Consider the following 17,515-nt stretch of genomic DNA (forward strand, 5'->3'; position numbering starts at 1 on the left):
CGCTGTCTCAGTTTTTTTTTTGGGGGGGGGGGGGGTGTTTTTTTTTTTTCGGGGGGGGGGGGGGGGGGGGGCCCCGGGGGGGGTCCCCGGGGCCCCGCCCCGGGTACTGCGGGTGGATCAGTCCGTCTCGCCGCCCAGGAGGTTCTTGGCGGCGGTGAAGCCGAGCTCCAGGTCGGCCAGGATGTCCTCCACGTTCTCCAGGCCCACCGCGAGGCGGACCAGGCCGGGCGTGACGCCCGAGAGCGCCTGCTCGTCCGGCGTGAGCTGGGAGTGGGTGGTGGACGCGGGGTGGATCACGAGCGAGCGGACGTCGCCGATGTTCGCCACGTTGGAGTGCAGCTGCAGGGCGGAGACGAAGGCCTGGCCGGCCTCGGTGCCGCCGTCGAGCTCGAAGGCGAGCACCGCGCCGGCGCCCTTCGGCGCGTACTTCTGGGCGTTGCCGTACCAGGGCGAGCTCTCCAGGCCCGCGTAGTGGACGCCGCGGACGTCGTCCCGGGCCTCCAGCCACTGCGCGACGTGCTGCGCGTTGGCGACGTGCCGCTCGACCCGCAGTGAGAGCGTCTCCAGACCCTGGGCGAGCAGGAACGCGTTGAACGGGGAGATCGCCGCGCCGAGGTCGCGCAGGAGCTGGACCCGCGCCTTGAGCACGAACGCCAGGTTGGCGCCCAGCGCGCCGTCGACGCCGAGGTCCCGGGCGAACACCAGGCCGTTGTAGCTCGGGTCCGGCGTGTTGAAGCCGGGGAACCGCTCGGGGTCGGCCGCGAAGTCGAACCGGCCGCCGTCGACGATCACGCCGCCGATCGCGCTGCCGTGGCCGCCCAGGTACTTGGTCGCCGAGTGGACGACGATGTCGGCGCCGTGCTCGAACGGGCGGATGAGGTACGGCGTGGCGACGGTGTTGTCCACGATCAGCGGGACGCCGGTCTCGTGGGCCACCGCGGCGACACCCTCGATGTCGAGCACGTCGGAGCGCGGGTTCGGGATGGTCTCGCCGAAGAACGCCTTGGTGTTGGGGCGTACCGCGGCGCGCCACGCGTCGAGGTCGTGCGGGTCGTCCACGAACGTGGTCTCGATGCCGAACTTGGGCAGCGTGTGGTGCAGCAGGTTGTAGGTGCCGCCGTACAGGCTCGCGGACGCGACGATGTGGTCGCCCGCCTGCGCCAGGTTGAGGATCGCGAGGGACTCGGCCGCCTGGCCGGACGCGACCAGCAGGGCGCCGACGCCGCCCTCCAGGCTGGCGATCCTGTCCTCGACGACCTGCTGCGTCGGGTTGCCGATGCGGGTGTAGATCGGGCCGAGGTCCTTCAGCGCGAACCGGTCCGCGGCGACCCCGGCGTCGGGGAACACGAACGACGTGGTCTGGTAGATCGGCAGGGCGCGGGCGCCCGTGGTGGGGTCCGGCTCCTGGCCGGCGTGGATCTGACGGGTCTCGAACGACCACTGGGGCTGAGTCATGGCTCTCCCTGCTTCCTCTGCGGTGTGGCGTGCTTCTGGCTGAACTGACCGAGCGGTGCCGCGGCGTGCCCCGGAGGGCCTGCGCATCAGGGGATGGGTCCGCGGCGGGTTCGAGGGCGCGCACGCGGAGGTCGGCCGAGCGGCCGAGGGCAGGCGAACGTGCGCTGGATCAGCAACAACACATTCGACGAGTCATGGTGTGACCGTAGACGCACCAAGGCGAGGTCGAAAGACGTGTCTTGAATCGTGAGATGCAGAAATGAGACACGCCGTGGGCGACTCCGGACCCGTGTCGTCCTATGCGCCGTTTTGCCTTCCGGATGCGCACTTCGGATGCTCGGGGCACATTTGGACCGGTAACAACGAAGTGATTCACAGGATCCGCGCAAGGCGACACGCCGAAGGGGTGCGGATCGGAAGGGGGATCATGCGACGGATCCACGGCGTGCTGGCACTCCGGGCCCTCGGGGCCGCGGTCCTCGCCCTCGGGCTGGTGTTCCCGTGGGGCCCCAGCGCGCAGGCGGACCCGCCCGCCGACCCGCCCTCCGCACAGGACGCGCAGGCCGCCCGGGACGCGGTCGCCGCCGGCACGCTCGACGTCGAGCAGGCCGAGGCCGCGCTCGCGACACTGCGCTCCGAGCTCGAGGCGGCACAGGTCCGCGTGCAGGTCGCGGCCGCCGACTACGCCGAGGCCCAGCAGGCCGTCGAGCAGGCGGAGCAGGCGGTGGCGGAGGCCCGGTCCGCGGCCGCGAAGGCGCACAAGGGCGAGGTGACGGCGCGGGGGAGCCTCGCCGAGGTGTACCGGGCGTCGTCGCGCGACGACGGCCTGGGCTCGCTCGGCGTCGCGCTCCGGGCCGACTCGGTGACCGACATGGTGGGCCGCAGCGCGGCCGAGCGGGCGGTGCAGCGCAAGGTCGGCGGGGCCCTGGCCGAGTACCAGGACGCGCGGGCGGCGTCGGAGTCCGCCGACGCGCGCTGGACGGCCGCGAAGAAGGAGCTCGACGCGGCGGCCGAGCAGGCCGAGTCCGCGTTCGACGCCGCCCAGGCCGCGGCGGCGGACCTCGAGGCGCGCACCCGGGCGGCCGAGGTGGAGCGGCAGGCGCTGGTGGCGCGGCTCGCTGAGCTGCGGCAGACCAGCGTCCGGATCGAGCGCGAGCGGGAGGCCGCCCGGGCGGCCGCCGCGGAGGCCGCGAGCGAGGCGGCGGCGCGGGCGGAGCTCGAACGGCAGCAGCAGGCGCGGGACGCGGCCCGTGCGGAGGCGCGGGCCCAGGAGGGCGCAGGGCCGGCGGAGGCGCCGGGCGGCTCCGGGGGTTCCGGCGGCGGCTCCGGCTCGGGCGGTGGTGGCGGCGGTGGCGGCACGACGTCGGACGCGCCGCCGGCGGCCGCGCCCGCCGTCCCACCCACCTCAGGGGTCTCGGCCGGCTCGGCGGGCCGCGGGGTCGGCGCCGTGACCTGGGCCCGGACCAAGCTGGGCGCGCCGTACCTGCTCGGCGCCGCGGGGCCGACGTCGTACGACTGCTCGGGCCTGACGATGATGTCGTGGGCCAGCCAGGGCGTGAACATCACGCGGACGTCGCGCTCGCAGTACCTGGCGGTCGGCAAGGTGGGCTACGGGGCGCTGCGGCCCGGCGACCTCATCTTCTACGGGTCGGACCCGAGCGACCCGTCGTCGATCTACCACGTCGCCATGTACACGGGCGGCGGCATGATGATCGAGGCGACGCTGCCCGGGCACCCGCTGTCCGAGAACCCGCTGCGCCTGTCGAGCGCGATGCCCTACGCGGGCCGGCCCTAGACGACTCAGACGCCCAGGTCACCGGAGTGACCTGGGCGTCTGACACGTACGGGGTGCGGGCCGTTCAGTGCTTGTCGTAGTAGCCCGTGTCCTTGGCGCGCTGGATCGAGCGGACGATCTCCGCCTCGGCGTCGGCGCGGCCCACCCAGTGGGCGCCCTCGACGGACTTGCCGGGCTCCAGGTCCTTGTAGACCTCGAAGAAGTGCTGGATCTCCAGGCGGTGGAAGTCCGAGACGTCGTCGATGTCCTGGCGCCACGCCGCGCGCTGGTCACCGGTCGGCACGCACAGCACCTTGTCGTCGCCGCCGGCCTCGTCGCGCATGCGGAACATGCCGAGGGCGCGGCACTTGATCAGGCAGCCGGGGAACGTGGGCTCCTCCAGCAGCACGAGCGCGTCCAGGGGGTCGCCGTCCTCGCCGAGGGTGCCCTCGATGAAGCCGTAGTCGTCCGGGTAGCGCGTCGAGGTGAAGAGCATGCGGTCGAGGCGGATGCGTCCGGTCTCGTGATCCACCTCGTACTTGTTCCGCTGACCCTTGGGGATCTCGATCGTGACGTCGAACTCCACGCCGATGTGCTCCAGTTCTCGATGATGGTCGCCGAAGTGTCTTACCGCGGCGGCGGTCTTGCGCCTGTCCAGTGTGCCATGCGCCGTGTATCCCGACCGTGACCTGTGGTCAGAACCACTGTCCGTGTTCGGCATAATTCGCAGCGTGCGCGACGCGCGCGGGAACCGACGGCAGGTGTGGGTGAAATTTCCCGTGAATCGCCGCTGTCGTACACGCCGCGTGGTTTGCCGCGACTAGAGTTGGCGATGGCTTTCACGTGACGATCGAGAGGATGCCCATGGAGTGGGGGTTGCGCTCCGGCGCTGCCGTCGCCGCGGTCGTCGCACTGTTCGGTGGGTACCTGGTGGCGGACGCGTACGACATGGTCCCCGGCATGCTCACGACCGCCGCGCCCTGGCCCGAGCCGAGTCCCTTCCCGTCCGCCCCCGGGGCGGTCGACGGGCCCGCGCCCGTCGCGCTCCTGGAGGACCTCCCGGACGACGCCCCGGTGCCGGACAGCGTCGAGATGCAGCGCCTGGTCAGCGACCTGGCCAAGGACAAGCGGCTCGGTTCGCGCGTGGGCGTCGTGGTGGCGGACGGCGCGACCGGCCAGGTGCTCGGCTCGTCGAGCCCGGACAAGCTCATGACCCCCGCGTCCACGCAGAAGCTGTTCACCGGCGTCGCCGCGCTCACGTCGTCCAGGGCGAACAGCACGCTGGACACCAAGGCCGTGCTCGTCGACGACAACACGGTGGTGCTGGTCGGCGGCGGCGACATGATGCTGTCCGAGGGCAAGGGCGACCCAAACGCGGTTAACGGCCGGGCCGGGCTGGCGGATCTCGCCCAGCAGGTCGCCGCCAAGATCAAGGTCACAGGCGACACCGAGGTGCGGGTCGCGCTCGACGACACGCTCTTCACCGGTGACGAGATCGCGCCGACCGTCGCCAGCCCCGACATCGCGGCCGGCTACATCGCGCCCGTCTCGTCCGTCGGGATCAACGTGGGCCTGCTGTCCGACGGCTACACCGACAACGGTCCCCGCGCGTCCGACCCCGGCAAGTACGCCGCCGAGGCGTTCTCCGCGGCCCTGGAGGACCAGGGGCTCAAGACCGCCGGGGCCGTGGTGGACGAGAACGCCCCGGACGACGCGCGGGTGCTCGGCGAGGTCAGCTCGGCCCCGCTCGCGGAGGTCGTCGGCTTCGCCATGCAGTACTCGGACAACACGATCACCGAGGTGCTCGGGCGGCTCGTCGCGGTGGACGCCGGCCTGCCGGGCTCCAACGACGGCGCCACGCAGGCCGTGATCGCCGCCGCGAAGGACCTCGGCGTCGACATGACCGGTGCGCGCCTGCGGGACTGCTCCGGGCTCGGGGACGGCTCCTACCTGAGCGGGCAGCAGCTCGTCGACCTGCTCGGCGTCATGGTCGACCCGGCGAACCCCCAGCTGCGCAGCGAGGCCGCCGGCATGCCCATCGCGGGCCTGACGGGGACGCTCGCGGCCAGCCACGGCCGGTTCACGGGCGACAACCCCGCCCAGGGGCTCGCGCGGGCCAAGACCGGGAGCCTGCCCAAGGTGCGCGCGCTCGCCGGGACGGTGATCACCGCCGACGACCGGATGCTCGTCTTCTCCGTGCTCGCCGACTCGATCCCCGCCAAGCAGACGGCGGGCGCCACGTCCATCTACGACAACTTCGTCGGCGACCTCGCGGCGTACTCCGTCCAGGGCTGACACGCGACCGCTCCTGGCCGTTACCGTGGTCCGGTGACCCAGGCCTCCGCAACCCCTCAGATCGTCGACTGGTCGGCGGCCGCCCAGATCGCGGCACGCCTCGCCGCGCCCGGGCCCCGCGCCGACCGCGACGAGCTCGACTCCCTGGTGAGCGGCCTGCGGACGGCGGCCGGCGACGCCGTCGGGCACGTGCTGGAGACCACGCGCATGACGCCGTCCGCCCAGGCCGCCGGCGGCGCCGCGCTGAGCCCGGTCGCGGTGGTGGACCGGGCGACCTGGGCGCGCGCGAACACCCAGTCGATGGCCGTCATGACGGACGGGATCGGGTCCGTCGTCGCCGAGGTCTCCAAGGGCGCCACCTCGGCCGGCGCCCAGATGGCCGGCGCCGCCGAGATCGGGGCGGTGCTCGCCCTGCTCAGCGGGCGGGTGCTCGGCCAGTTCGACCCCTACTCCGGACCCGGCCGCCTGCTCCTCGTCGCCCCCAACGTGCTCCAGGCCGAGCGCGCCCTGGAGGTCCCGGTGCGGGACTTCCGCCTGTGGGTCTGCCTGCACGAGCAGACGCACGCCCTCCAGTTCGCCGCGGCCCCCTGGCTGTCGGGGCACCTGAGCGGCCGCACGCGGGGCCTGGTCACGGGCATGGCCCGGACCTCGGCCGAGCTGGCCAAGGCCCGGTTCGACCGGAAGATCGCCGTGATCGGGCGGAGCGTGCTCGACGCCCTGCGCGGCGAGGGCGGCACCATCATGGACGGCGTGCTGACGCACGACCAGAAGGCCGAGCTCGCCGACATCACCGCCGTCATGGCCCTCCTGGAGGGGCACGCCGACGTGATGATGGACGCCGTCGGGCCGCGGGTGGTGCCGTCCGTGCGGCGCATCCGGGCCAAGTTCGAGCGGCGGCGCGACGGCGAGGGGCGCAGCACGTTCGACGTCGTCGTGCAGAAGCTGCTCGGCATGGAGGCCAAGCTCGCCCAGTACCGCGACGGGGCCGCGTTCGTGCGGTCCGTGGAGCGGGCCGTGGGGCGCGAGGGGCTCAACGCCGTGTGGGCCGGGCCCGAGAACCTGCCGACCGCCCGGGAGATCGCCGACGCCCGCGCGTGGGTGCGCCGGGTGCACGGCTGACCGTGGCCAGGGTCGACCCCGCCGTCGCCGCGGCCCGTACCGCGGTCCGGGCGGCGCTGTCCGGCCTGGGCCCGGACGACCTCGTGCTGGTCGCCTGCTCCGGCGGGGCCGACAGCCTCGCCCTCGCCGCGGCGGTGGCCTTCGAGGCCCGCCGCGTCGGACGGTCGGTGCGCTCACGCGGGCACGCCGTCCGGGCGGGCGCGGTGGTCGTGGACCACGGGCTGCAGGCGGGGTCGGCCGACGTCGCCGCCCGGGCCGCAGAGCAGTGCCGCGCCCTGGGCCTGGACCCGGTGCTGGTGCGGCGCCCCGACCTGCCGGGCGGCGCGGACTCCGCCGGACCCGAGGCCGCCGCCCGCACGATGCGGTACCGCGCGTTCGAGGAGGCGGCCGCCGAGACCAGCGCCCGCCGCGTGCTGCTCGGGCACACCCTCGACGACCAGGCGGAACAGGTGCTGCTCGGCCTCGCGCGCGGCGCCGGCGCCCGCTCGCTCGCCGGGATGCCGCGCGAGCGGGGCGTCTTCCGACGGCCGTTCCTCGGGCTGCGCCGCGCGCAGACCGAGGCCGTGTGCGCGGCGTCGGGCCTCGACTTCTGGACCGACCCCACCAACCTGCTGCCCGACGCCGGGCCGGGCGCCGCGCCCGCCGACGGGCCAGGCGGCGACGGCGGGTTCACCCCCCTGCGCACACAGGTGCGCGGGCGCGTGCTGCCGGTGCTCGAGGCGACGCTCGGGCCGGGCGTCGCCGAGGCCCTCGCGCGCACCGCCGACCAGGCCCGGGACGACGCCGACCTGCTGGACTCCCTCGCGGCCGACCTCCTGGCGCGGGCGGGAGCGGCGGCGTCGGGCACGACGGCGGTGACGGCAGCGGCAGAGGACGGCGCGGCCGGCCAGGACAACACAGGGGCGGAACCCGGCGAGCACGCCCTCGACGTCGGCGTCCTCGCGGCGGCCCACCCGGCCCTGCGCCGCCGGGCCCTGCGGCTCGCGGCGCTCGCGGCCGGCTGCCGGCCCACGGACACCACCACGCGGCACGTCGACGCGCTCGACGCGTTCGTCGTGTCCTGGAGCGGCCAGGGCCCGGCCGGGCTCCCGGGCGGCGCACGGGCGCGTCGTGCGTGTGGCAGGCTTTTCCTGCGCGCCGCGCCGACCGGGACCTCGGACGGCTGGACCGGCGTCAGACCCCCCACAACGACTCAGGAGTGACCCGTGGACAAGTCCGACGTCGGAACCGACCTCGCAGAGGTGCTGCTCACCGAGGAGCAGATCGGCAAGAAGCTCGACGAGATGGCCGCCCAGATCGACGCGGACTACGCCGGCAAGGACCTGCTCCTGGTCGGCGTGCTCAAGGGCGCGGTCATGGTGATGGCCGACCTGTCCCGCCGCCTGCACCACAAGGCGCAGATGGACTGGATGGCCGTGTCGTCCTACGGCTCGGGCACCAAGTCCTCCGGGGTGGTGCGCATCCTGATGGACCTCCGGTCCGACCTGACGGGCCGCAACGTGCTCATCGTCGAGGACGTCATCGACTCGGGTCTCACGCTGTCCTGGCTGGTGTCGAACCTGCGCTCGCGCGGCCCCGAGTCGGTCGAGATCGCCTCGATGCTCCGCAAGCCGGACGCCGCGCAGGCCGACGTCGACGTGAAGTACCTCGGCTACGACATCCCGAACGAGTTCGTGGTGGGCTACGGCCTCGACTACGCCGAGAACTATCGCAACCTGCCGTTCGTTGCCACCCTGGCACCGCACGTCTACGGCGGCTGAACGGTGCCCGTCCCGGACGGTTCGTCGCGTCCGGGCGAGTGTGGCCCAGGAGTCACATGCTCTGGGCGAACACTCGGGGCTCCTCTCAGGGAGACCATGTAGTTTCGACGGATACATACTGCGCGAGCGGAGGGAAACGGGGCCTAGTCCCCGTCGCCGATGAACATCAAGAAGCTTCTGAGTGGGCCCGTCATCTGGATCCTGGTCGCCTTGGTCGTGGTGACGCTGGCCATCTCAGCACTGAACCAGCCCAACGTCTCGCGAATCGAGACGTCACAGGGGATCGAGCTGCTCCAGGGCAGCACGGTGAAGCATGCCCTCATGGTCGAAGGCGAGCAGCGGGTCGAGCTCGAGCTCACCAAGGCGTACAAGTCGACCGAGGGTGACGGCGACGCCGCCGAGGAGGTCGACCACGGCAAGACGGTCGAGTTCTTCTACACGGTGCCGCAGGGCGAGCGGGTCGAGGACGCCATCGTGAAGTCCGACCCGGCCGACGGGTTCGACTCGGAGGTGCCGCAGCCCAGCTTCTGGTCCTCCATGCTGTCGGTCCTGATCCCGTTCCTGCTGATCGGTGTCGTGTTCTGGTTCCTGCTGTCGCGGGCCCAGGGCGGCGGCAACCGGGTCATGGGCTTCGGCAAGTCCAAGGCCAAGCTCGTCAGCAAGGACACCCCGCAGGTGACCTTCGCCGACGTCGCAGGCGCGGACGAGGCCGTCGAGGAGCTCCAGGAGATCAAGGAGTTCCTCGCCGAGCCCGCCAAGTTCCAGGCCGTGGGCGCCAAGATCCCCAAGGGCGTGCTGCTCTACGGCCCGCCCGGTACCGGTAAGACGCTCATCGCGCGCGCCGTCGCCGGCGAGGCCGGCGTGCCGTTCTACTCGATCTCCGGCTCCGACTTCGTCGAGATGTTCGTGGGCGTCGGCGCCAGCCGCGTGCGCGACCTCTTCGAGCAGGCCAAGCAGAACTCGCCCGCGATCATCTTCGTCGACGAGATCGACGCCGTCGGCCGCCATCGCGGCGCCGGCATGGGCGGCGGGCACGACGAGCGCGAGCAGACGCTGAACCAGATGCTCGTCGAGATGGACGGCTTCGACGTCAAGACGAACGTCATCCTCATCGCCGCGACCAACCGCCCCGACATCCTGGACCCTGCCCTGCTGCGTCCGGGCCGCTTCGACCGCCAGGTCGCCGTGGAGGCCCCGGACCTCAAGGGCCGCGAGGCGATCCTCAACGTGCACGCGCAGGGCAAGCCGATGGTCCCCGAGGTGGACCTCGCGGCCGTCGCCCGCCGGACCCCCGGCTTCACGGGTGCCGACCTGGCGAACGTGCTGAACGAGGCCGCCCTGCTCACCGCGCGCAGCGGTGCCCAGCTCATCGACGACCGCGCCCTCGACGAGGCGATCGACCGCGTCGTGGCCGGACCGCAGAAGCGCACGCGCGTCATGCAGTCCAAGGAGCAGAAGATCACCGCCTACCACGAGGGCGGGCACGCCCTGGTGGCCGCGGCGATGCGCTACACGGACCCCGTCACCAAGGTGACGATCCTGCCGCGCGGCCGCGCCCTGGGCTACACGATGGTCATGCCGCTCGAGGACAAGTACTCGACCACGCGCAACGAGCTGCTCGACCAGCTCGCCTACGCGATGGGCGGGCGCGTGGCCGAGGAGATCGTGTTCCACGACCCCACCACGGGTGCCTCGAACGACATCGAGAAGGCCTCGGCCATCGCCCGCAAGATGGTCACCGAGTACGGCATGAGCGAGCGGGTCGGCGCCATCAAGCTCGGCACGAGCTCGGGCGAGCCGTTCCTGGGCCGTGACTACGGGCACGAGCGGGACTACTCCGAGGCCGTCGCCGGCACCATCGACAACGAGGTGCGCAAGCTCGTCGAGGCCGCGCACGACGAGGCGTGGGAGGTGCTGACCCAGTACCGCGACGTGCTCGACGAGCTGGTGCTGCGCCTGCTGGAGAAGGAGACGCTGAACCAGAAGGAGCTCGCGGACGTGTTCGCGCCCGTCGAGAAGCGCGCCGCCCGCGACGTCTGGCTCTCCAGCGAGCAGCGCACCGTGCACACGCGCGGCCCCGTGCTGACGCCCAAGGAGCTGGCGGCCCAGAACGGGCACGCCCCGGTGGTGCCGCAGGACGAGGCAGTGGTGGACGCGGCGACGCCGTCGGACAACGTGCCCACGGACCCGACGAACTGACCGGAGCACGACGATGACCGAAGGGTCCATCACACCCCTGTCCACGCCCGTGCGGCGCGCGGCGGACGTCCCGCCGTACGACGCCGCACGGGCCGAGGCGGCAGTGCGTGAGCTCCTCCTCGCCGTCGGCGAGGACCCCGAGCGCGAGGGCCTGCGCGAGACGCCGGCCCGCGTCGCCCGGGCGTACCGGGAGATCTTCGCGGGCCTGCGCCAGGAGCCCGAGGAGGTGCTGACCACCACCTTCGACCTCGGGCACGAGGAGATGGTGCTGGTCAAGGACATCGAGGTGTACTCCACCTGCGAGCACCACCTGGTGCCGTTCCACGGCGTCGCGCACGTGGGGTACATCCCGAACGTGGACGGGCGCATCACCGGGCTGAGCAAGCTGGCCCGCCTGGTCGAGGTCTACGCGCGCCGCCCGCAGGTGCAGGAGCGCATGACCACGCAGATCGCGGACTCCCTGGTGGAGATCCTCGAACCGCGCGGCGTGCTCGTGGTGGTCCAGTGCGAGCACCTGTGCATGTCGATGCGCGGCGTGCGCAAGCCCGGCTCGCGCACGATCACCTCCGCGGTGCGCGGCGTCATGCGGGACGGTGCGACGCGAGCCGAGGCGATGAGCCTCATCCTCGGGAAGTGACGGTGTCCGCCGCCGTCCGGTACCCCGCCCGGGACGCCCGGGTGCAGGGCCTGCCGGAGCTGTCCGGGACGGGCCGCACCCTGGTGATGGGCGTGGTCAACGTCACCCCGGACTCGTTCTCGGACGGCGGCGAGTGGTTCGAGCCCTCCGCCGCCGTCGCGCACGGGCTGGAGCTGCTCGGCGAGGGGGCGGACATCCTCGACGTGGGCGGCGAGTCCACCCGGCCGGGGTCCGTGCGGGTGCCGCAGGACCAGGAGCTGGCGCGGGTGCTGCCCGTGATCGAGCGGCTCGCCGCGCGCGGCGCCGTCGTGAGCGTGGACACCACGCGTGCGGCCGTCGCCGAGCGGGCGGTGGCCGCGGGCGCCCGCATCGTGAACGACGTCTCGGGCGGCCTCGCCGACCCCGAGATGGGGCGCGCGGTCGCCGAGACCGGCGCCGCGTACGTGGCGATGCACTGGCGCGGGCACGCCGACGTCATGGACGACCTCGAGGTGTACGACGACGTCGTGGCCGACGTCCGCGACGAGCTCGCGGCACGCATGGCCGCGCTGTACGACGACGGGGTCCGACCCGAGCAGCTGATCCTCGACCCGGGGCTCGGCTTCGCCAAGGCCGGCGTGCTCAACTGGCCGCTGCTGGCCCACCTCGACGCGCTCCACGAGCTCGGCCGTCCGGTGCTCGTCGGCGCGTCCCGCAAACGGTTCCTGGGCCACCTGCTCGCCGACCCGGCGGGGCGCCCGGCGCCGCCGCGGGCGCGCGACGACGCGACGGCAGCGATCTCGGCGCTGTCGGCCGCCGCGGGCGCCTGGTGCGTGCGCGTGCACACCGTCCGGGCGAGCGCCGACGCCGTCAAGGTCGCCGCCGCGTGGACCGCCGCGGACGGCGCGGCCCGGGTAGGGTCACCGGGTACTTCTTCCCCTTCCGCACCGGAGGCATTGACTTCCACCGTGGCCTTGACCACAGAATCGTGGACGGCCGGGGGACAAGACATGCCAACCTGGCAGGATTCCGGTGCACGCAAAGACGATGGGGGAGGACCACGGTGACCACAGCGTTCGGAACGGGCGTCACAGGCCCGGACGGCCGCGCGCTGGACCAGATCCAGCTGAGCGGCGTGAGCGCGCGGGGGTACCACGGTGTGCTGCCGTCGGAACGGCAGACGGGCCAGGAGTTCCGGGCCGACGTCGTGCTGTACCTGGACACGCGCCCGGCGGCCGCCGGTGACGACCTGGCACAGACCGTGAGCTACGCGGACGTCGCGGCGGACGTCCACGACATCCTGAAGGGCGACCCCGCCGACCTGGTCGAGACGGTCGCGGAGCGCATCGCCGCAGCAGTGCTGGCCCGCCCGCAGATCGAGGCGGTGGACGTGCGGGTGCACAAGCCGCACGCGCCGATCCCGGTGCCGTTCGCCGACGTCGAGGTGGCGATCCGCCGCGACCGCACGCACATGCCCGTCGTGGCGGTGCCGGCGGCGCTGCTCGCCGGCGGCGCGGCGCCCGAGCCCGCGGCCGAGCCGGCACCGGCCGAGACGCCCGAGCCGCAGGACTTCGAGCCCGTGGCCCGGCCCGTCGCCGAGGAGCCGGAGCAGTTCCGACCCGAGCCGTACGAGCCCTACCAGCCGGCCGAGCCGTACCAGGCGCCCGAGTCGTACCAGGCCCCCGAGCCCTATCAGGCCGAGGCGTACCAGGCTGCCGAGCAGTACCCGGCCGCCGAGCAGTTCCAGGCCCCCGAGTCCTACCAGCCGGCCGAGCCGGCGCAGTTCGCGGCGGAGCCGTTCGAGGCGGAGCCGCTCGTGGACCGGGTGCCGGCCGTGGCGCCCGCCCCGCCGCTCGCGGAGGAGCCCGAACCGCTCCCGCAGCCCGAGCTCATCGCACCCGAGCCGCTCCAGGTCATCCCGGCGCCGTGGGAGCTGCAGGCCGAGGCCCCGGCGCAGGCCGAGCAGCGGGACGTCCCCGGCAAGGAGCCGGTGTTCCAGCAGCCCGAGCCGTTCCAGCCCGAGCAGGCGTTCCAGCCCGAGCCCGCGTTCGAGCCGGTCCAGCAGTACGAGTCCGTCCAGGGGCTCGACCAGCGGCCCGGGATCGACCAGCACAACAGCTTCGACCAGCAGCTGCAGCAGTTCGAGCAGCCGTCGTACGACCAGGCCCAGCAGGGCTTCGAGCCGCAGGCGTACGAGCAGCCGCGGCGCGACGCCCAGCCGAACCAGTACGACCAGATGTTCGAGGCGCAGTACGACCAGGGCGACATGGAGGCGACCCGGGTCTCGGCGGCCGTCCCCGACTCCGCCGTCGGGCAGCCCGAGCCGGCGTTCGCGCAGGAGCAGTACGCCCAGGAGCAGCCGTACCAGGCCGAGCCCCGCGACCGGTTCGACGAGGTGCCCGCCGGGTACGTGGACGTGGTCATCGCGATCGGCGCGAACCTCGGCGACCCGCAGGCGACCATGCGGTCGGCCGTCGCCGAGCTGGACCGCGTGCCCGGCGTGCAGATCACCGACGTGTCGCCGCTGGCCCGCACGGCCGCCGTGGGCGGTCCGGAGGACCAGCCCGACTACCTCAACGCCGTGCTGCTGGCCCGCACCACCCTCGCGGCGCGGGGGCTGCTGCAGGCCTGCCAGGAGGTCGAGAACCTGCACGGCCGCACCCGCGAGGAGCGCTGGGGCGCCCGCACGCTCGACGTCGACCTGATCACCTACGGCACCCTGACCGACTCCGCCGAGGACATCGAGATCCCGCACCCCCGCGCGCACGAGCGCGCCTTCGTGCTGGAGCCCTGGTCGCAGATCGCGCCGGACGCGGTGCTGCCCGGCCTGGGCGGCGGACCCGTGGCCCAGCTCGCGGCGACAGCACCCGACCGGACCGGCATCCGCTGGCTCGCCCTCGACTGGCTGACCGACCCCGAGCCCGAGCAGGGCGGCGGGGTCACCGGCTCCGGCCACCCCGCGGTGCCGGACGACGGCGGGCAGGACGCGCACGTCGCCGAGATGCCGCCGGCCCTGCCGCCGTCGCTCCCGCCGAGCGGGCGCCCGCAGGCCTCGCCCGGCGGCCCTGTGGTCGAGGTGCCGGGCGGCGGTCAGCCGCAGGCGCACCACAGCGGCCCGGTCGACCTGGACCCCGGCCACCCGCAGGGCTACCCCAGCGGACAGGTGCCGGGCCCCGGCGGTTCCGTGCCCATCCCGCACCAGGCGCAGCAGGTGGCTCCCGCTGCCCCGCGTCCGGCCGCGCCGATCGGCGTGCCCGGCAACGGGTCCGTCGTGCCGCCGCCCGAGGAGGCGCTCGTCCCGGCCCCGCCGGTGCCGATCGCGCCCCGCGCGGTCCGGGACACGGCCCACGAGGACCCGGAGCGCGAGCAGTTGCCCCCGGCGTCGTCGGCGCCGGCCAAGCCGGTCTTCGCCCCGGTCAACCCGTCGCGGCAGCAGAGCGGGGTGTTCCCGCCCATGGGCGGCGCGCCGCAGGAGCCGGCCGCGCCGGTGTTCGCCCCGGTCGGCACGCCGCAGAACGGTGCGCCGGAGCCGGCCCAGAACGGCCACTCCGCCGGCCACTCCAACGGGATCCGGGACACCTACGACAACGACCACACCGTGATCCGGGTGCCGGGCTACGCGACCGAGCAGTCGCTCCCGGCGTCGGACGGCCCGATCGACTCCGTGCCCTCGTGGGTGCCGGTCCGGGACGAGCGGGGGCGCGACGCCTGACATGCGCAGAACCCCGGTCAGATCCCTGATCGCAGTCCTGGTCGCGGTCGCGGTCGTCGGTTGGCTCGTGCTGCGTGGCCTCGAGGCGCGCGCCGTGTACCTCCCGGTGGTGCCGTGGCTCGTCGACGTCGCGATCCTGGCGCTGGCCGGGGCGATCTTCTGGCTGGGGTGGGGCGTGCGGGCCTACCAGAGGGGCAAGCGACCCAACCTCGACGGCATCCGGGCCGCCCGGACGCTCGTCCTGGCGAAGGCCGCCGCCCTGACCGGGTCCCTGCTGGGCGGCTGGTACCTGGCGCAGGTGCTGGTGGTGCTGGGCGACCTCGCGATCGAGCCGCGCCGGGACCGCGCGGTGGCGGCCGGGGTCGCCGTGCTGTGCTCGGTGGCGCTCGCCGTGGTCGGCCTGGTCGTGGAGAAGTTCTGCGAGCTGCCGCCGTCCGACAAGGACCGGAGCGGCTCCGAGGAGGGCGAGTCCCCGGCGCCTGCCTGACGCCTCGCTACCCACCGGCACGGGTCTGCGGAACAATGGCCAACATGACCAGCCCATTCGAACCGCACGACGTGACCTGGAACCGCGTGTCCCCGCGGCTCGTGACGGCCCGCCTCGTCCCGGGCACCATCAGCCTCGGGATCCCGCTGGTCGTGGGCGTGGTGCTCGCGGTCACCGTGAGCCCCTGGTTCTGGATCCTCGCCGGGGTCCCGGCCGTCTTCCTGCTGTGGTCGTTCCTCCTGGTCCCGCGCCAGGTCCGGGCGATCGGGTACGCCGAGCGCGACGACGACCTGCTCATCCGCAAGGGCGTCATGTTCCGCTCGATGGTCGTGGTGCCCTACGGCCGCATGCAGTACGTGGACGTCGAGGCGGGGCCGCTCGACCGCAGGCTGGGCCTGGCCAAGGTGCAGCTCCACACGGCGTCCGTCGGCACGGACGCCCAGATCCCGGGCCTGCCCCCGGACGAGGCGGCACGCCTGCGCGACCGCCTGGCGTCCCGTGGCGAGGCCCGGCTGGCGGGGCTGTGAGCATGCCCGAGCACGACGTCGACCCGGCGCGCTCCGCCTTCGACGGCCTCGGACCGGACTCGCCCGAGACGCTGGAATGGCGGCGTGTGCACCCGATCACCCCGCTGGTGCGGGGCTGGGCGGTGGTCGGCGCGGCCGTCGTGATCCTGGGGCAGCAGAGCCTCGAGGGCGGGCCGCGCGGCGGCCTCCTCGCCCTGGTGTCCAGCGAGTACTGGTGGACGCTGCTGGCCGCCCTGGCGGCCGTGGCCCTCGTGGGCTGGGGCTACTCGGCGCTGGCCTGGCGCATGACGACGTTCGCCGTCGGCGAGCAGACCGTGCACCTGCGGCGCGGCATCCTGTTCCGGCAGCAGCGGCACGCCCGGCTGGACCGCCTGCAGTCGGTGGACATCCGGCAGCCGCTCGTGGCCCGGTTCTTCGGGCTGTGCGAGCTCACCCTGGAGACGGCGGGCGGCACGGACTCCGGCGTGGCCATCGGGTTCCTCAAGGGCGCCGACGCCGACGAGCTGCGCGCCGAGCTCCTCGCCCGCGCCGCCGGCCTCAAGGTGGGCGGCACGCGGCACGTGGCCGACGCCGCCCCGGCGCCGTCGGACGCGGTGACCGCTCCCGTCCCGGAGGGGACGGAGCCCCAGGACGCGGGCGGCCCGGTCCAGGACGCGCCGCAGCCCGTGCCCGCCGCCAGCCTCGAGGCGCCCCAGGTGCCCGTCCTGACCGTGCCTCTGGGCCGGCTCATCGCCTCGGTGGTGCGCTCGGGGGCGATGATCACGCTGCTCCTGTGGGCGCTCGGCGTGGTGGTGGTCATGATCGTCACGGGCGAGTTCGCCGTCATCTCCGCCTCGCTGCCCGCCGTGCTGGGCGCGGGCGGGTACCTGTTCAACCGGCTGACCGGCGAGTTCGACTTCCGGGTGGCCATCTCGCCCGACGGCGTCCGGCTGCGGCACGGCATGCTCGAGACCCGTTCCCAGACCATCCCGCCCGGCCGCGTGCAGGCCGTCCGCCTGGTGCAGAGCCTGCTGTGGCGGGACCGCGACTGGTGGCGCGTGCAGGTGAACGTGGCCGGATACGGCGGCGAGAGCGAGGAGAAGAACAGCGTGCTGCTCCCGGTCGGCACCCGCGAGGAGGCGCTGACCGTGCTCTCCCTCGTGCTGCCCGACCTCGGCGTCGACGAGCCGCGCCGCGTCCTGGACGCGGGCCTGGACGGCGACTCCCGCACGGAGAGCGCCTACGTCACGGCGCCCCGGCGGACCCGCATACTGGACCCGGTGGCGTGGCGCCGCAACGGGTTCACCGTGACCGGCCGCGCGCTGCTGCTGCGCCGGGGCCGCGTGGTGAAGGTGCTGGACGTCGTACCGCACGAGCGGACGCAGTCCCTGGCCGTGAGCCAGGGGCCGTGGCAGCGCCGGCTGGGCGTGGCGTCGTTCCAGGTGCACTCCACGGAGGGCCCGGTGCACCCCGAGGTGCCGCATCTCGAGGCCGCCGACGCGGCGCTGCTGATGACCGAGCAGGCCCGGCGTGCGCGCACCGCGCGTGCGGCGGCGGGCCCCGAACGATGGATGGAACGACAGGGGGAGTGA

Annotated in this window: 14 protein-coding genes; 12 read left to right on the forward strand and 2 right to left on the reverse strand. The window is 73.7% G+C overall.

Features of this window, described 5'->3' with window-relative positions:
• Positions 1-117: 117 nt before the first annotated feature.
• Complete coding sequence (locus ACFWEJ_RS06030) at positions 118-1,455, reverse strand: bifunctional o-acetylhomoserine/o-acetylserine sulfhydrylase (protein ID WP_377228295.1); 1,338 nt, start codon at positions 1,453-1,455, stop codon at positions 118-120.
• A gap of 427 nt (positions 1,456-1,882) precedes the next feature.
• Between ACFWEJ_RS06030 and ACFWEJ_RS06035 the strand changes: the two genes are divergently transcribed.
• Complete coding sequence (locus ACFWEJ_RS06035; RefSeq protein ID WP_377228296.1) at positions 1,883-3,250, forward strand: NlpC/P60 family protein; 1,368 nt, start codon at positions 1,883-1,885, stop codon at positions 3,248-3,250.
• A gap of 64 nt (positions 3,251-3,314) precedes the next feature.
• On the opposite strand, the gene ACFWEJ_RS06040 is transcribed toward ACFWEJ_RS06035, so the two are convergent.
• Positions 3,315-3,815, reverse strand: coding sequence for an inorganic diphosphatase (locus ACFWEJ_RS06040; RefSeq protein WP_119141774.1), 501 nt, complete (start codon positions 3,813-3,815; stop codon positions 3,315-3,317).
• Between the two features lie 257 nt (positions 3,816-4,072).
• On the opposite strand from ACFWEJ_RS06040, the gene dacB reads away from it, so the two are divergent.
• From dacB to ACFWEJ_RS06095, 11 genes are all read left to right on the forward strand, one after another.
• Positions 4,073-5,524, forward strand: coding sequence for a D-alanyl-D-alanine carboxypeptidase/D-alanyl-D-alanine-endopeptidase (gene dacB / locus ACFWEJ_RS06045; RefSeq protein ID WP_377228297.1), 1,452 nt, complete (start codon positions 4,073-4,075; stop codon positions 5,522-5,524).
• A gap of 33 nt (positions 5,525-5,557) precedes the next feature.
• Entirely contained in the window at positions 5,558-6,643 is a 1,086-nt protein-coding gene (locus ACFWEJ_RS06050) for a zinc-dependent metalloprotease (RefSeq protein WP_377228298.1), read from the forward strand.
• A 2-nt stretch (positions 6,644-6,645) separates the two neighbouring features.
• Positions 6,646-7,845: a tRNA lysidine(34) synthetase TilS gene (gene tilS / locus ACFWEJ_RS06055; RefSeq protein WP_377228299.1), complete on the forward strand. Its 1,200-nt coding sequence runs from the start codon at positions 6,646-6,648 to the stop codon at positions 7,843-7,845.
• A 3-nt stretch (positions 7,846-7,848) separates the two neighbouring features.
• On the forward strand, positions 7,849-8,403 hold the full coding sequence (gene hpt / locus ACFWEJ_RS06060) for a hypoxanthine phosphoribosyltransferase (RefSeq protein ID WP_377228300.1): 555 nt from the start codon (positions 7,849-7,851) through the stop codon (positions 8,401-8,403).
• Positions 8,404-8,562: 159 nt separating this feature from the next.
• Positions 8,563-10,602 (forward strand): ATP-dependent zinc metalloprotease FtsH, encoded by a 2,040-nt coding sequence (gene ftsH, locus ACFWEJ_RS06065; protein ID WP_377228301.1) that lies wholly within the window; start codon positions 8,563-8,565, stop codon positions 10,600-10,602.
• A 13-nt stretch (positions 10,603-10,615) separates the two neighbouring features.
• Positions 10,616-11,239, forward strand: coding sequence for a GTP cyclohydrolase I FolE (folE, locus tag ACFWEJ_RS06070; RefSeq protein ID WP_377228302.1), 624 nt, complete (start codon positions 10,616-10,618; stop codon positions 11,237-11,239).
• A gap of 86 nt (positions 11,240-11,325) precedes the next feature.
• On the forward strand, positions 11,326-12,285 hold the full coding sequence (gene folP / locus ACFWEJ_RS06075; protein WP_377228321.1) for a dihydropteroate synthase: 960 nt from the start codon (positions 11,326-11,328) through the stop codon (positions 12,283-12,285).
• Positions 12,282-14,930, forward strand: coding sequence for a 2-amino-4-hydroxy-6-hydroxymethyldihydropteridine diphosphokinase (gene folK / locus ACFWEJ_RS06080; RefSeq protein WP_377228303.1), 2,649 nt, complete (start codon positions 12,282-12,284; stop codon positions 14,928-14,930). Before folP ends, folK begins: the two co-directional genes overlap by 4 nt.
• Before the next feature lies 1 nt (position 14,931).
• Positions 14,932-15,417: a DUF3180 domain-containing protein gene (locus ACFWEJ_RS06085; RefSeq protein ID WP_377228304.1), complete on the forward strand. Its 486-nt coding sequence runs from the start codon at positions 14,932-14,934 to the stop codon at positions 15,415-15,417.
• A 35-nt stretch (positions 15,418-15,452) separates the two neighbouring features.
• On the forward strand, positions 15,453-15,944 hold the full coding sequence (locus ACFWEJ_RS06090; RefSeq protein ID WP_377228305.1) for a PH domain-containing protein: 492 nt from the start codon (positions 15,453-15,455) through the stop codon (positions 15,942-15,944).
• Between the two features lie 2 nt (positions 15,945-15,946).
• Positions 15,947-17,515, forward strand: coding sequence for a PH domain-containing protein (locus ACFWEJ_RS06095; protein WP_377228306.1), 1,569 nt, complete (start codon positions 15,947-15,949; stop codon positions 17,513-17,515).

It is taken from the genome of Promicromonospora sp. NPDC060204, from assembly GCF_042728455.1.
GTDB lineage: Bacteria > Actinomycetota > Actinomycetes > Actinomycetales > Cellulomonadaceae > Promicromonospora.